Origin of the sequence: Thermoflavimicrobium daqui (assembly GCF_003313465.1) — a bacterium.
Taxonomy (GTDB): Bacteria; Bacillota; Bacilli; order Thermoactinomycetales; family Thermoactinomycetaceae; genus Thermoflavimicrobium; species Thermoflavimicrobium daqui.
The window spans coordinates 584,963-597,627 of record NZ_KZ845663.1 but is presented as its reverse complement, the minus strand read 5'-3'; the positions used below and the strand labels follow the sequence as shown (position 1 = coordinate 597,627).

General features: G+C 37.3%; 14 protein-coding genes. 8 read left to right on the top strand and 6 right to left on the bottom strand.

All coding sequences use genetic code 11. The features are described 5' to 3' along the window. The first annotated feature begins 15 nt into the window (after positions 1–15). From DL897_RS02775 to DL897_RS02765, 3 genes are all read left to right on the top strand, one after another. Positions 16–342: a YuzD family protein gene (locus tag DL897_RS02775; RefSeq protein ID WP_113657585.1), complete on the top strand. Its 327-nt coding sequence runs from the start codon at positions 16–18 to the stop codon at positions 340–342. A 134-nt stretch (positions 343–476) separates the two neighbouring features. After that, on the top strand, positions 477–716 hold the full coding sequence (locus DL897_RS02770) for a YuzB family protein (protein ID WP_113657584.1): 240 nt from the start codon (positions 477–479) through the stop codon (positions 714–716). A 153-nt stretch (positions 717–869) separates the two neighbouring features. Next, positions 870–2,345, top strand: a complete 1,476-nt coding sequence (locus tag DL897_RS02765; RefSeq protein ID WP_113657583.1) for a lipopolysaccharide biosynthesis protein — start codon at positions 870–872, stop codon at positions 2,343–2,345. Positions 2,346–2,367: 22 nt separating this feature from the next. On the opposite strand, the gene mqnE is transcribed toward DL897_RS02765, so the two are convergent. Then, entirely contained in the window at positions 2,368–3,462 is a 1,095-nt protein-coding gene (mqnE, locus tag DL897_RS02760) for an aminofutalosine synthase MqnE (protein ID WP_113657582.1), read from the bottom strand. Between the two features lie 537 nt (positions 3,463–3,999). Between mqnE and DL897_RS02755 the strand changes: the two genes are divergently transcribed. Together DL897_RS02755 and DL897_RS02750 are read left to right on the top strand one after the other, a co-directional pair. Beyond that, entirely contained in the window at positions 4,000–4,236 is a 237-nt protein-coding gene (locus DL897_RS02755; RefSeq protein WP_240627238.1) for an aspartyl-phosphate phosphatase Spo0E family protein, read from the top strand. Between the two features lie 59 nt (positions 4,237–4,295). Then, positions 4,296–4,652 carry a HesB/IscA family protein gene (locus tag DL897_RS02750; RefSeq protein ID WP_113657581.1) on the top strand — a complete coding sequence of 119 codons (357 nt, stop codon included), beginning with the start codon at positions 4,296–4,298 and terminating at the stop codon, positions 4,650–4,652. A gap of 150 nt (positions 4,653–4,802) precedes the next feature. Here the strand turns inward: DL897_RS02750 and DL897_RS02745 are convergent, their stop codons facing one another. Both DL897_RS02745 and DL897_RS02740 read right to left on the bottom strand, forming a co-directional pair. After that, the gene (locus DL897_RS02745; RefSeq protein WP_113657580.1) at positions 4,803–5,066 is read right to left on the bottom strand and encodes a hypothetical protein; all 264 of its coding nucleotides are present in this window, start codon (positions 5,064–5,066) and stop codon (positions 4,803–4,805) included. A 263-nt stretch (positions 5,067–5,329) separates the two neighbouring features. Then, entirely contained in the window at positions 5,330–6,310 is a 981-nt protein-coding gene (locus DL897_RS02740; RefSeq protein WP_113657579.1) for an NAD(P)/FAD-dependent oxidoreductase, read from the bottom strand. Positions 6,311–6,623: 313 nt separating this feature from the next. Here DL897_RS02740 and DL897_RS02735 point away from each other — a divergent pair, with 313 nt between their 5' ends. Continuing rightward, positions 6,624–7,811: an NAD(P)/FAD-dependent oxidoreductase gene (locus DL897_RS02735; protein ID WP_113657578.1), complete on the top strand. Its 1,188-nt coding sequence runs from the start codon at positions 6,624–6,626 to the stop codon at positions 7,809–7,811. 257 nt (positions 7,812–8,068) lie between these two features. Next, complete coding sequence (locus DL897_RS02730; RefSeq protein WP_420824106.1) at positions 8,069–8,311, top strand: YuiB family protein; 243 nt, start codon at positions 8,069–8,071, stop codon at positions 8,309–8,311. 55 nt (positions 8,312–8,366) lie between these two features. Here the strand turns inward: DL897_RS02730 and DL897_RS02725 are convergent, their stop codons facing one another. The 3 genes from DL897_RS02725 to asnB all read right to left on the bottom strand — a co-directional run bounded on the left by DL897_RS02725 (position 8,367) and on the right by asnB (position 11,750). Then, on the bottom strand, positions 8,367–9,188 hold the full coding sequence (locus DL897_RS02725; RefSeq protein ID WP_113657577.1) for a cobalamin-binding protein: 822 nt from the start codon (positions 9,186–9,188) through the stop codon (positions 8,367–8,369). Between the two features lie 25 nt (positions 9,189–9,213). Beyond that, positions 9,214–9,702 (bottom strand): divergent PAP2 family protein, encoded by a 489-nt coding sequence (locus DL897_RS02720; RefSeq protein ID WP_113657576.1) that lies wholly within the window; start codon positions 9,700–9,702, stop codon positions 9,214–9,216. A 158-nt stretch (positions 9,703–9,860) separates the two neighbouring features. Beyond that, positions 9,861–11,750, bottom strand: a complete 1,890-nt coding sequence (gene asnB / locus DL897_RS02715) for an asparagine synthase (glutamine-hydrolyzing) (RefSeq protein WP_113657575.1) — start codon at positions 11,748–11,750, stop codon at positions 9,861–9,863. Between the two features lie 436 nt (positions 11,751–12,186). On the opposite strand from asnB, the gene DL897_RS02710 reads away from it, so the two are divergent. Continuing rightward, complete coding sequence (locus DL897_RS02710) at positions 12,187–12,624, top strand: DUF6376 family protein (RefSeq protein ID WP_113657574.1); 438 nt, start codon at positions 12,187–12,189, stop codon at positions 12,622–12,624. Positions 12,625–12,665 lie beyond the last annotated feature (41 nt).

Genomic DNA, 12,665 nt, shown 5'->3' with positions numbered 1-12,665 from the left:
AAAGGAGTTGCACCTATGAACAACACCAAGCCGATTCAAGTTTTTGTCTATGGGGCTGAGCAAGTTTGTGCTAGCTGTGTAAATTTACCTTCTTCCCAAGAAACAGCAACTTGGTTACAATCAGCTTTAAAGCGTAAATTTAGCGAACAAGTCGAAGTGGTTTATGTGGATATTTTTGCGCCTAAGGGAGAAAAAGAAAAAAACTTTTCCAAGCGAGTGATCGATGAAGATCTTTGGTATCCTGTGGTAGTGATTGATGATGAAGTTATTGATGAAGGAAATCCTAAATTAAAAAAGATTACCCAAAAACTTACAGAATTAGGTTTAGAGCCTGTCGCTTAAAAAGTATCATGATCATTTACAAATAAGGCCATCCTTAAATAAGGATGGTTTTTCTCATCGTCGAAAGGATATATAATAAATGTATTGTGAGTAAAATGGATACCAATTTGGATCAGAAATGGAGTGAATGTAAAATGAGGCCTCTGATTGAGTTTTGTGTAAATAATTTAACCGATGATGTATTGGAGATCAAAAAGAAACTAGATGAAGATTCTTCTTTAGATGTCATTGAATATGGTTGTCTAGGGTACTGTGGCAACTGTGCTGTTCACCCATATTGTTTGGTAAATGGTGAGTTAATTCAAGCAGATACAGCTGAAGAGCTATTAGAGAAAATCTATAAAGCGATCGAAGAGATTGAACTTCATTACTAAAACCCTTTAGCGGGGGTATCTGCTAAAGGGATTTTTTATTCCTTCTTCTAGTATAATGCTCGAGTTTGTGTCTTCGTAATCGGATCTATTGTCAAGTTAAAGCTGATTAGGGATAATAAATATATTTATTAGATCAGAAAGGTGCATCCATAGATGAAACAGTTATGGAAACGTCTTGCCTCAGACTCGCTTGCATTTGCAGTCGTAACCATTGGCAATAAGTTTGTCGCTTTTTTCTTATTTCCCATTTTTATCGCATATTTGTCCCTGAATGAATATGCGGATTGGGGAGTTACGAATACCGTTACGCTAGTTATTTCCTATCTTTTTTTATTAGGGATGGATACAGCACTTGCGTTTTACTACCATGATGTGAAAACGGATGAGGAGAGAAAAAGCTATTTAACAGCAGCAGTATTAACGAGTGGCTTGGTAGGAATCGCTTTTGTTATCGCCTTTTTCTTTGTAAATGGATGGGTCTCATCACTGGTTTACGAAGGTGGCGAAAAAAATAAGTGGATTCTGATGATCGCGCTGTTATCGACGGTTTTTTCGGTACTCAATCAGTTGTTGCTTGGCTACCTCCGTCTAGAACGGCGTAAATGGCCTTTTATGATTTTTGGGATTTTACAGCTTGCAGGTTCAGCTATTCTTAGTGTGTATTTTGTCGTGGGACTTAAAGAAGGTTTGTCAGGGATTTTTATCGGACAAATTATTGGACAATGCCTAGTCTTGTTAGGATTGGTCATATTGCTTTGGAATCATTTTAGGTTCCCAATACAAATTCCTTATGCAAAACATCTATTAAAATATGGGGTTCCCCTTATTCCGACATTACTTACATTTTGGGTATTAAATGCGACTTCTCGACTGTTTGTCTATCATATGATTTCACCCACGAGCGCCGCGATTTTCGATGCGGCATCCCGAGTCGCTTCTTATATTGTTTTATTAACTGCTTCATTTCAATTAGCATGGCGACCTTTTTCGATGTCGATTAAGGATCGTAGTGATGCCCCACAGCTATTTAGCCGTTTGGCCAAAGGAGTGCTGATTGTTGGTTCATTTGTTGTTCTCTTGTTTAGTATGATTGCTGAACCGTTTATTCAGCTGATTGCTGGAGGAAAGCCAGCATACCATTCAGCTTATCCATATATGTGGGCACTTTCGTTTAGTACGATCTTAAATGTATTACATTTGATCATTGGGGTTGGACTCTTTTTCCAGAAGAAGACAGTGATGATATCAAGGATATTTAGTATGGTTGCTGTGATTTATCTAATTGGAAGTTTGGTCTTCATTCCAGTCTTTGGCTTATGGGCTGTATGTGGAATGAATGTACTAACTTACTTGTTGATTAATATCTTTTTGTACTATAAAAGCCAAAAGATTTATCCTGTTCCGTTTCGCTTTCCGGCGATGCTCTTATTTATTTTGATGTTTATCGCTTTGATGAGTGGAGTCACGTATTTGCAAATGCATCATACACCAGGATTGACTCTCTATTATTTATTCGCTATTCTAGCTTGGTTTATAATTATTTTTGCAAGTGGGCTGGTCTCTGTAAAAACTTTATTTACCCTCAAACTAAAATTACCACGTAAAACCAATCAGTCCGACTCGATATAAGATAGAGTCGGACTGATTGGCTTTACTCATAAACTTTGATCTCATTGTAGAACGTATCACGCTCGACTGCGATCCGATTGGCACCTTGAATGAGCCAGACAAGCTCATCGATGGTTAAAGCCGTTTGTGTAAGTGCTCCAGCAGCATGACTAATGCGTTCTTCTACTAGGGTACCATGTAAGTCAGAGGCGCCATAGTGGAGGGAAAGCTGGGCTAATTGGGTACCGATATTGATAAAGTAAGCTTTGATATGGGGGAAATTATCTAGCATTAAGCGACTAATTGCGATCGTTTTCATGTCATCCATTGCAGAAGTACGGCGTTTGATCGATGCGGTTTTACTACGTGGTTGCATAGCTAAAGGAATAAAGACTAAGTATCCATCTGTTTTATCTTGGAGTTCACGTACACGAATCATATGGGTTAGGCGCTCTTCTAAGGTTTCGATGGAACCATAAAGCATGGTTGCATGTGTTTTAAGACCAAGTGAATGCGCGATTTCATGTGCTTCAAGCCATTGATCTGTACTTGCTTTATCAGGGCTCATTTTTAGACGATAGCGTTCGGTTAGAATTTCCGCTCCACCACCTGGAAGAGTATCTAAGCCAGCTTTGATTAGCTCTTGTAATACCTTTTCCATTGACCAACCTGTGATACGAGCGAAAAATTCAATTTCAGCACCTGTATACGCCTTGATTCGTACTTGTGGATAATTTTTTTTCAAAATGGAAATCGTTTCAAGATAGTAATCAAAAGGAACAGTATGATTATGCCCACCTACAATATGAAACTCTTGAATCCCTTCCGTATAGCGTTCCTTGACATAGGTTAAAACCTCTTCAGGTGACATAGTATAGGCACCTTCAGCTCCTGGATCACGGCGAAATCCACAAAAAGAACACTTTGCTTCACATACATTGGTTGGATTGATATACATATTTTGAATAAAATATACTTTGTTTCCATTTCGCTTTAAATTTGCTTCATTAGCTAATTGTGCAATAGTGAGCAAATCAGGTGATTCATATAGAATCATACCATCTTCTAACGTCAGACGTTCGCCACTGCGTACTTTATCAACTACATAAGAAAGATCTTTCTTTACTGCCATTGACATCAAAAATCCCTCTTTCATTACATATGAATTCCATAATTCAGCATGACGTTTGACAAAAAATGCTTTAATCCCAGATAAACGGCATAAGAATGGGTCATGGATGCTATTCACACACTAGTTTTAAGAGTATATTCGATTGGATTAGGTGTATGTTATCTCTTGAAGACGAATATTTAATCTTAATCCAATCATTTCGTACCTCTAAAAAACTAAATTCTATTTCATTCTATCATATCGATGTATGGAAATAAACGAATCAATTTTGTTGAAAAATCTTGTAATTGTACGTATTTGTTGTCAATTAACGTCTCTTTATCATGTTTAGTAATAAATAGGATGGAGAAATTGTAAAAAAAGCGACTTTCTTTCTATTAATTGGGAGTGTATACTAAAAATAGTCGATTTCGACTTGTTAGAATTTGTAGATGCCTGTGGTTGGAAATTTCCCATTACTCTCTAAACTAACCATATTTCGAACAAATCGGCTTCGTAAAGAAAAAATTTTTGTAGAGAAAGATAAAAGAGGGGGAATTCCGTGTGAAACGGAAGCTAGAGGAGAAAATAGAAGCGCTAAGAAAAGAGATGGAAGTGACAGCGCTTGATCTGGGATTAGGTCACCCCAATGTATATGAACTAAGCCAAGCGCTTGATCAACTTCACAACGAATGGCATCGAGAGTATGCGAAAGAGTTGGATAAATCGGTAGAAAGAATTTATCCAATTCGTCCTCATTCTTCAACGATCCGTGAAGTACCAATTCGTACAGTCGTTTAATTGGGTTGAGTAAGAAAAGGTTTACCCTGTATACTAAGTATATAAAGGGGGTAACCAATATGATAACATTGACGGAGCAAGCAGCTCTGAAAGTGAAAGAGATGCTTCAAGATACAGATAACCCAGATCGACAGTTTTTACGGATTGGTATTCAATTTGGTGGATGTAGTGGTTTGAATTATTCACTGGGATTTGATGAGGACAAAAAAGAAGACGATATGGAATTAAGTCAGCATGGAGTTAAGATTTTGGTAGATCAAGATAGTATTGCTTATTTACAAGGAACGGTTATCGATTTTAAAGAATCGATGATGGGTGGCGGCTTTAGTATCGATAATCCTAATGCTATTGCTTCATGTGGCTGTGGTGCCTCATTCCGTACAGCTACAGAAGCCGGAAAACCTGAAGACTGTTAAGGATTTTGATAACGATATCGTTGATATAGCAAATTTCTCCAATCTTTTCAAAGAAAGAAATACCCAGCTCTATCTATATCATTCATGGACGATGTAGAATAGAGCTGGGTTTTATTATTTTCAGAGGAAGAATGATCTAAAAATGATCTTTTAGTAGTGGCTTTCTTGCATCAGTGTAACTTCTCGATATCCACAATGCTCACAGTATATTTGATGAGGGCAAGTATGATTTTGGTAATCAAGCAAGCCATCTGTCATTTTTAAGTCATCGATTGGGCGATAAGGACTATAGTCGGCAAAATAGTCAAAGATCCGTCCACCATCTTGGAGGATATGGCTACATTTTGGACAATATGCTGTATAGGAAGTAAATCCATTACAAACTGGACATGCGTATGGATTAGTATGAAGCAACAAGCCCACCCTCTTTTTTACTTAGGATGGGCCAAATCTTTTATAATCATGCAGTTAGGTTAGGAAAGTATTTCTATAACAGCATGTTACATAATTCGAGCCATTCCTAGACGAAGCCGCGGATCGTTTTTGTAGGATCGACTTTTGAATGGTAAGTCTACGGGAGCGAGTGGGGAAGCGATGAGAGGACGATTAGGAGGGCAACCTCTATAAATCTAAGAATAAAAATAAAAAAACCCCTTTCACCTGAAGGGGAATGGGGATTAAAGGTTCATATTAGAACTATGCCCTGGCTGAAGGCGAGCGGTTGGGTCAAGATATTGTTTAGCATTGTTCACAGCAGTAGGCGCTTCGCCAAAACCAACTGCGATTAGCTTGACTTTTCCGGGGTAAGTGGCGATATCTCCCGCAGCATAAATCCCAGGGATGTTTGTTTCCATCCGAGAGTTTACTTTAATAGCACCGTTTTCGATTTCAAGACCCCATTCTTTTATTGGACCTAGTGAAGAAACAAAGCCAAAGCTAATGATTAGATCATCGATGGATACAATTTCTGTTGTTCCTTGTTTCTTATCTTGAATGGTTACCGTTTCGATACGCTTTGTTCCATGAATATCGACAATTTCGCGTGGTGTAAGCACTTTCACTTTTGAATTCATCAATAATTCAACACTATGCTCATGGGCACGGAATTTATCTCGACGATGAATTAAAGTGATTTCTTGTGCAATCGGTTCCAACATAAGTGCCCAATCTACTGCCGAATCACCACCACCAGCGATTAAAACTTTTTTACCTCGAAATTGGTTTAAGTCACTCACGAAATAGTGCAAATTTTTACCTTCATACTGTTTGGCTTGAGGTAATACTAGTTTTCGGGGCTCAAAAGCTCCACAACCCGCTGTAATAATAATGGATTTTGTTAAGTGAATCTGCTGATTGGTAACAACTTCAAATAGTCGCTCTTCTTTTTTCTTAACTTGAATTACTTTTTCATTTAGGCAATACTCTGGTTGAAATAATTGGGCTTGCTGGATCAGGTTATCGACCAGCTCTTGGGCGCGCACTTTTGGAAATCCTGCTACATCATAGATAAACTTTTCAGGATACAGCGCAGCAAGCTGTCCGCCGAGCTGAGGCATGCTTTCGACAATTTTCACATTTGCTTTTCGCATTCCTGCATAAAAAGCAGTGAATAATCCAGTTGGACCTCCTCCGATAACAAGAATATCTGTAACTGTCATGAATACCACCTCAGTAGCAGAAGTATATATTTTTTGAACTTTTTCTTCCCATTATACCATGAAAAAGTTATATTGTTCTAATAGGAATATTTATTAAATTGGATATAGTGGGTTTTTGTAACCTTTTCCAGCATGTTTTAAGGATGCAACTCAAATATTTGGATACAATGTGAACAAAATCTCTTGCCAAAGGTTCGTGAAAGTCATATCATATTCATTGGTATAATTTAATTTCGGCGGATATCTTTTATTTTATTTTTTTGTTTGTGATGGGTTAATCATAACGGAAATTAGTAGATGGAAGGGATTAGTAATGAGTGTACCTAAGATAGTGGTTTTGGGAGCAGGTTATGGCGGTTTAATGACTGTAAAGGGATTACAGAAGAAGCTACATTATAATGAAGCTGAGGTTATTTTGGTAAACCTAAATCCATATCATTATATTACGACCAAGTTACATGAACCAGCTGCTGGTACTAGTCATCCTGATCATGCACGTATCATGATCAATTCAGTAATCAACCAGCAAAAGGTAAAATTTATTCAAGATAAAGTGACCGCAATTAAACTAGAAGACAAAACAGTTCAATTGGAAAACAATAAGCCCATTTCTTATGATTATCTAGTGATTGGTTTGGGGAGTGCACCAGAAACCTTCGGTATTAAAGGTTTATTAGAAAATGCTTATTTTATACGCAATATTAATAGTGTCCGTATAATTCGCGAGCATTTGGAGTATATGTTTGCGCGTTATCAAAGTGAGCAAAAAGATGAGCTGATCACTATCGTTGTAGGCGGGGCAGGATTCACAGGAATAGAGTTTATTGGTGAGCTTGTAGATCGTATGCCAGAGCTTTGTCATGAATATGATGTGCCACTTGAAAAAGTTCGTATTGTCAATGTAGAAGCAGCACCTACTGTTCTTCCAGGCTTTGATAAAGATTTGGTAGACTATGCAGTGAAGTACTTGGAAGGAAAAGGTGTTGAATTTATTCTAAGTACTCCTATTGAAGAATGTAAAGAAGACGGTGTTATTCTCAAAGGTGGAAAAGAAATTAAAGCAGCAACAGTAGTATGGACTGGTGGAGTGCGCGGAAATAAACTGGTTGAAGAATCAGGTATTGAAACGATGCGTGGTCGGGTAAAAGTGGATGAATATTTGCGTGCACCGGGCTATGAAAATGTGTTTGTTCTTGGAGACAGCTCTTTAGTGTTTAACGAAGAAGAACGTCCGTATCCGCCTACAGCGCAAATGTCAACGCAACAAGGTCAACTCTTGGGAGAAAATTTAGCTTCTAAAATTCGTGGTGGAGAAATGAAGCCATTTAAGTATATGCCAAAAGGAACCGTTGCTTCGTTGGGTAGAAGAGAAGCGATTGGTACGGTTGGAGATAAAAAATTAGTTGGTGGTAAGGCAGCTTTCATGAAGAAACTAATCGATATGCGTTGGCTATATTTACTAGGTGGAATTTCCCTCGTATTAAAGAAGGGAAAATTATAATCGTTTTGTTTGATATAAGAGGATGGTTAGTCATACAAGGACTAATATCCTCTTTTTTATTAGTAATAAGAAGAAAAGATTAAATTTGATCCATTGTTATAATATGTTAATCATTAGTCATATTTGATAATTCGTCGTTTCATTGAACCCTTTATATATTTCTTGTAAAATGATAACAGACATTGTTTGTAAAAATGGAGGGAAGGGTAGTGAATCTGGCCCTTGTATTATTAGTTGAAAAGATAAATACATTGCAAATGGCCGTTTCTATTGTAATGTTCTTCGTCTTATTCTTTGGCATTGGCTTTATTTTAAATATGATTCTTAAAACAACTTGGCTACCTTTGGTATTATACTTTGGTTTTGCAGGTTACCTTATTTTTACCTTATCCTCATTTCATTTTGCCGATATTTCTGTGATGATTTCTGGATTAGCAGGGACTATTATAGGTGGCTGGACTATTCAAACATTGCGTTCCAAAGGATATAAGATGTTTTAGTATAGTAAATGGGTTTCTCTAACTTTATCGTTTGGAGAAACCCATTTGCTGTAATCTATTGACGAGTGTCGTGAAAAGGGTCATTTGGATTTGGAGATATAAAGCGTTCAGGATAAAGGATGTGCGCTAAATACTTGATCCCAGTTAGAATACGAGGAGAGGGGCGACAATACCAACCTTCCTCTAAAATATGGAGTCGCCCTGGCTCTATCCATTTTTGCCCTTGAAAGGCTGGGCGACTGGTAATCAGCTCTTTACGAATTCGATGTTTGGGAATACCCGTCCAAACGATTAAGCAGTAGTCGGGATTTTTATCTGCAACTGTTTCCCAATCGGATTGTACGCTCTCTTGGTCATATTCTTCGAAAATTTGGGAGGCGCCGATTAAATGCGAAATATCTGTCAACCAATTTTTATTCCCCGGGCTAAAGACGGGTTTTGGCCACCATTCAAAATAAAGTCTAACTGGTAAAGATGAAGCAGGTATATGACTTTGAATTTGCTCCAGTTCGCATCGAAATCGATTTGCCAAATTCTCTGCCTTGTCAACAACAAAAAGGGCTTGGCCGAGCTTCATGATATCATTCGGAATCTCATGAAGTGATTTTGGGTTTAAAACAATGTAGGGTATTTTTTCTTCTTTTAGACGCTCGATATTTTTCTCCATTCCTGGCACACTTAGCGATGCAATGACAAGATCAGGATTAAGTAATTTGACTTTTTCAATATCGATATCTAGGTCTGGGCCTAGTCGTGGGAGATAACTCCACTCACTAGGCCAATCTGAAAAATCATCCAATCCGATAACACGATCTCCCATCCCTAGAAAATAGAGGATTTCTGTGTTGCTTGGGCAAATAGATATGATCCTTTTCATAACGTTATCCCCCTTGTATACAGGCTTAAAACCACAACCAATACATACCGAGTGCAATTAAGATACCAAACCAAAGACCGATGAATACTTCAATAGGTTTATGTCCTAATATTTCTTTTAACTTAATTCGTGACTTACCTAGAGGCTTTTCATTTAATTTTAATTGGCGAATTTCATGAAGTAGTGTCGTAAAATCCTCTGCAAGCTGATTAATTACTTGTGCTTGAATTCCAGCATGACGACGAACACCTGTCGCATCATACATGGTAATAACAGCAAAAATAGTTGCAATAGCAAATGAAGTTGAATTCCAGCCTTCGATTAGCCCGATCGAAGTTGCGAGGGAGGTAACTGCAGAAGTATGAGAACTAGGCATGCCTCCAGAGTTAAGAAGCCAACCCCAATCCCATTTTTGAGAGATAAAGTAGTTCCAAGGAACTTTTAATACTTGAGCTAGTACGATCGCCGTGACGGAGGTCCATAAAGAAAAATTAGATAATAGCTCATAAATCATTTGAAGTCATCCTTTCATCAGCAGCAGAAAAACATCTTCTATATAAAGTTTTATAAGATCTGGGGTTGTGTGATCAATGTCTTTCATTATATTTTTACCCAATCTATAAATTGAAAAAGGTTGCCCTACAATTGGCAGGCAACCTTTTTTGAGTCGGATTAGGAGATTTTTGAGATGGTTACATTATTTAGCAAGTGAAGAGCTTGTTTTTCGATATAGATTTGATGCCACAGTGCAAAGCAAAGGATAGTCCAGATTCTACGACTATAGTCTGCTTTACCTTCTTTGTGATCAGAGAGTAACTGGATCGCCATACGCTTATTAATATATTGGTCAATTTGGCTAGTACTTAGAATTTCCATCGCCCATAGATAAAACTCATTTTTCAACCAATGTCGAGTTGGTACAGGGAAACCTAGTTTCGGTCTCATATGAATTTCTTTAGGTAACAAATCTTTCATGGCTTCACGTAATACAAACTTTGTTGTACCACCTGCAATTTTGTACTTGGTTGGAATCTTGCTTGCTACTTCAAATACCTCTTTATCGAGGAATGGTACACGTAATTCTAGTGAGTTAGCCATCGACATTTTGTCAGCTTTAAGTAAGATATCACCAGGTAACCAAGTATGGATATCTAGATATTGCATCTTGGTGACATCATCATACATACTGGCATTTTCATAAATTGGTAAAGTAATGTCAAGAGGATGCAAATGTTGGGTTTGTTGATTTACCCAGCTGGTTAGAACTTCTCGCTTCATCTCTTCACTGAAAATAAAAGCATTCCCAAAAAATCTTTCTTGCAAATCTTTAGAACCACGAATAATATAATTTTTTCCTTTAACATTAGGAAGGTTAGAGGCAATACTCCCTAACATTTTCCGTAAACCTTTCGGCATATAATTGAATGGACGCAGTGCATTGGGTTCACGATAAATTCCATACCCACCAAAAAACTCATCGGCTCCTTCACCTGAAAGAACAACGGTTACATAATCTCTAGCGAGTTTGGATACAAAATAAAGCGGAATAGCTGCTGGATCTGCTAGAGGTTCATCCATATGCCAAATAATTTGTGGTAACTCGTCGATAAACATTTGTGGTGTTACTTCAAGCTCATAGTGTTCAGTTCCGAAATGTTCCGCTGTTCGGCGAGCATAAGGTAATTCATTTTGTCCAAGGGCAAATCCAATACTAAACGTTTTAAGTGGACCATGATTACGAAGTAATCCAGCTGTCGTTGAAGAGTCAACTCCACTTGACAAGAAAGCTCCCAAAGGAACATCAGCTTGCCGATGGTATTGAATCGAGTTCTCCATAATTGCTCTTGTTTGATCAATATAATAAGATAGTGGTTTACTCTCATCGGGATCAAAGTGAACCTGCCAATAAGGGCGAATATCTAAACGATCATTCCTAATCAGGAAACAATGCCCTGGCAAGACTTTGTGAATCCCTTTGAAAAAGGTTTCTGTATATGGGTTATATTGGAATGTTAGATACTGATAAAGAGCCGACGTATTTACATCTGGAGATAAATCTTCTAGTTCAAGTAAACATTTAATTTCGGATGCAAAGTGAAATCCTCTAGCTGTTTCTGTATAGTACAGAGGTTTAATTCCAAAATGGTCACGCGCACCAAAATATTGTTGTTTATTTAGATCCCAGATGGTGAAAGCGAACATACCACGTAAGTATTTGGGAGTATCAAATCCAACTTCTTCATATAAATGGACAATGGTTTCGGTATCTGAGTTTGTTTTAAACTGATGCCCTTTATCTTTAAGCCATTGTTGTAGTTCTTTATAATTGTAGATTTCACCATTAAAGACGATCCAGATCGTTCCATCTTCGTTACAAAGTGGCTGTCTTCCATGAGCTAAGTCAATAATACTTAGACGTTTAAAGCCAAATCCAATATGATCCTCTACATAAAAGTGTGTATCATCTGGGCCACGATGGTGAATTTGATCTGCCATTCTTTCGATTTCTTCGGGTTGTACGGGTTGACCATATTTGTGATAGACTGACACAAAACCACACATTTTATCCGTTCACCTATCTTTTATCTGTAATTTTATAAAGAACCAAATGTTGTCAAGTATGGATAGTTCCTGTGAATAACACATAAGTTTGGAATATGATTCACGGTGACTTTTGGAATATAATAGTAATCTCCTTGTTTACTCTTGTCCTAGTATATCTGATAATCTTAAAGATAGACTAGAGAGAATTTGTCTATTTTCATAAAAAAGTAAGACCAAATTACACCAATTCATTATACTACTAATGTTATTAGAAGAAGAAAAGGATTGGGTATTTAGTTACAATTGACTATAATGGAATAGGTGTGAGATTGTTATATACTTAACATGACTTGGTTTTAACTATCACAGATCCTTGTAGATCAATAAACGTTTATTGAAGGCATGGCGAATTACTACTTATATTAGTCCTATTTGAGTGAATGGAGGGATCAACATGAAAAAAATGTTAATGGTATCGTTTGTGGCTTTATTTCTTTTGAGTGGATGCTCTATTGACCAACGTGCGGGAATGGTAGATTATGTGAAAACGACGGTTAGATATACAAACATGGTGAATCATCTAGTGAATAATATACCAAGCTTAGCTTTAAAAGCAACAAGTGACCAACAATCAAAAACGACATTGGAGAAAAACTTAAATAATGTAAAAAGTGAGCTCCAGAAATATAATGAAATGATTCCCCCGAGACGTGCAGAGGAAATTCATCAAAACATGACTAACTACAATAAAACAGTTGAATCGGAAATTAACTCTTATTTAAAGCAAATAAAAAAAGGGAATTTTGATCCTAAAGTCTTCCAAACTCCTGCATTTACTAAAACCATTCAAGAGATGCTTAAATTAAGAGATCAAGCCCAACAGCTCGCATAAGATCGAGTGTAATAGCAACTTGAGCACGTTGCTTGAGCTGC

Coding starts and splice junctions, on each gene's coding strand:
- DL897_RS02775 (WP_113657585.1), top strand. CDS start 16: ATGAACAACACCAAGCCGATTCAAGTTTTTGTCTATGGGGCTGAGCAA.
- DL897_RS02770 (WP_113657584.1), top strand. CDS start 477: ATGAGGCCTCTGATTGAGTTTTGTGTAAATAATTTAACCGATGATGTA.
- DL897_RS02765 (WP_113657583.1), top strand. CDS start 870: ATGAAACAGTTATGGAAACGTCTTGCCTCAGACTCGCTTGCATTTGCA.
- mqnE (WP_113657582.1), bottom strand. CDS start 3,462: ATGTCAATGGCAGTAAAGAAAGATCTTTCTTATGTAGTTGATAAAGTA.
- DL897_RS02750 (WP_113657581.1), top strand. CDS start 4,296: ATGATAACATTGACGGAGCAAGCAGCTCTGAAAGTGAAAGAGATGCTT.
- DL897_RS02740 (WP_113657579.1), bottom strand. CDS start 6,310: ATGACAGTTACAGATATTCTTGTTATCGGAGGAGGTCCAACTGGATTA.
- DL897_RS02735 (WP_113657578.1), top strand. CDS start 6,624: ATGAGTGTACCTAAGATAGTGGTTTTGGGAGCAGGTTATGGCGGTTTA.
- DL897_RS02730 (WP_420824106.1), top strand. CDS start 8,069: ATGGCCGTTTCTATTGTAATGTTCTTCGTCTTATTCTTTGGCATTGGC.
- DL897_RS02725 (WP_113657577.1), bottom strand. CDS start 9,188: ATGAAAAGGATCATATCTATTTGCCCAAGCAACACAGAAATCCTCTAT.
- DL897_RS02720 (WP_113657576.1), bottom strand. CDS start 9,702: ATGATTTATGAGCTATTATCTAATTTTTCTTTATGGACCTCCGTCACG.
- asnB (WP_113657575.1), bottom strand. CDS start 11,750: ATGTGTGGTTTTGTGTCAGTCTATCACAAATATGGTCAACCCGTACAA.
- DL897_RS02710 (WP_113657574.1), top strand. CDS start 12,187: ATGAAAAAAATGTTAATGGTATCGTTTGTGGCTTTATTTCTTTTGAGT.